Origin of the sequence: Pseudomonas sp. 18.1.10 (assembly GCF_024655625.1) — a bacterium.
Taxonomy (GTDB): domain Bacteria; phylum Pseudomonadota; class Gammaproteobacteria; order Pseudomonadales; family Pseudomonadaceae; genus Aquipseudomonas.
In genome coordinates this window covers 1-1,788 of sequence record NZ_JANLGL010000439.1, presented here as the reverse complement: position 1 = coordinate 1,788, position 1,788 = coordinate 1, and the positions used below count along the sequence as shown (strand labels likewise).

The window sequence follows — 1,788 nt, the reverse complement described above, 5'->3', positions numbered from 1 at the left end:
CAAAATCTTGGGACCGCTTCGCGGCCCAGCGGGAGCAAGCTCCCTCGCCACAGGTGGGTGCCTGTCCTGGTGGCTTTTGACAGTATCGATCCGCTTAGTTAATCCGCGGATGCTGCTGCACCAGGTTCTCGCGCTTGGCTTCCAGTTCGGCAATCTCGGCATCGATGTCTTCGATCTTCTGCTCGATATTGTCGTGATGCTCCTGCAACAGCTCCTTGGCTTCGGCCATGTCCGACGCCGCCGGCGCTGCCCCGCGCAGGGGTTTGTTGGCGGTTTCCTTCATGGTCAGGCCGGTGACCAGGCCCACCACGGCAAACACCATGAGGTAGTAGGCCGGCATGTACAGGTCGTTGGTGCTTTCCACCAGCCAGGCCACGGCCGTGGGGGTGAGGCCGGCGATCAGTACCGAGACGTTGAACGCACTGGCCAGCGCGCTGTAGCGCAGGTGGGTGGGGAACATCGCCGGCAGCGTCGAGGCCATGACGCCGATAAAGAAGTTCAGCACGATGGCGAGGATCAGCAGCCCGGCGAAGATCAGGCCGATCTTGCCGCTGGTAATCAGCATGAAGGCCGGGATCGACAGCACCAACAGGCCGATGCTGCCGGCGATGATGAAGGGCTTGCGGCCGATCTTGTCGCTGACAAAACCAATGAACGGTTGCACAAACAGCATGCCGACCATGATGGCGATGATGATTAGCACGCCGCTGTTTTCTTTGTAATGCAGGTTGTGGGACAGGTAGCTCGGCATGTAGGTGAGCAGCATGTAGTACGTCACGTTGGTCGCGGCGACGATGCCGATACAGGTCAACAGGCTGCGCCAGTGTTTGGTCGCGACTTCCTTGAAGGACACTTTGGGCCCGTGGCTGAGGCCTTCGCGGTCGCCTTGTTCGAGCTTGTCCATGTGCTGCTGGAACGCCGGGGTTTCTTCCAGGGCGTGACGCAGGTACAGGCCGATGATGCCCAGGGGCAGGGCGAGGAAGAACGGCAGGCGCCAGCCCCACGTTTCAAATTGCTCTTCGCCCAGCACGCTGGAGATCAACACCACCACGCCCGCGCCAAGGACGAAACCGGCGATGGAGCCGAAGTCGAGCCAGCTGCCGAGGAAACCACGCTTGCGGTCGGGTGCGTATTCGGCCACAAAGATCGACGCACCGGTGTACTCGCCACCCACGGAGAAACCCTGGGCCATTTTGCACAGCAACAGCAGGATCGGTGCCCAGATGCCAATCGTGGCGTACCCGGGGATCAGGCCGATGGCAAAGGTGCTCAGGGACATAATCACGATGGTGGCAGCGAGGACTTTTTGCCGCCCGTATTTATCGCCGAGCGCACCAAAGAACAGGCCCCCCAGCGGGCGGATCAGGAACGGCACGGAGAAGGTGCCCAGCGCGGCAATCATCTGCACGCTGGGGGAGGCGTCGGGGAAGAACACCTTGCCGAGTACATAGGCGACGAACCCGTAGACGCCAAAGTCGAACCACTCCATGGCATTGCCCAATGCGGCAGCGGTGATTGCCTTGCGCATCTTGGTGTCATCGACAATGGTGATGTCTTTCAATCCGATGGGGTTGACGCGTTTCTTGCGAGCTTTCATGGGGACCACTCTAAATCTGAACAGGGGAGGTGCCATCGCCGCGATGGCACCGCTCTGAAAGGTCAGATACAAGCGGACACGAAATAATTCACCCGATTGCGTGTTTTTTATTGCCTGGCGCAAAAACAAGGTGGGAGCTGGCTTGCCTGCGATGGCGGTGGGTCAGCCAGAGCCCCTGCAACTGACACGCC

The 1,788-nt window shown here is 60.2% G+C and carries 1 protein-coding gene; it reads right to left on the bottom strand.

The window, feature by feature from the left end; all coding sequences use genetic code 11:
• Positions 1 to 94: 94 nt before the first annotated feature.
• On the bottom strand, positions 95 to 1,597 hold the full coding sequence (gene proP / locus NUV89_RS29555) for a glycine betaine/L-proline transporter ProP (protein WP_257784102.1): 1,503 nt from the start codon (positions 1,595 to 1,597) through the stop codon (positions 95 to 97).
• Positions 1,598 to 1,788: the final 191 nt, after the last annotated feature.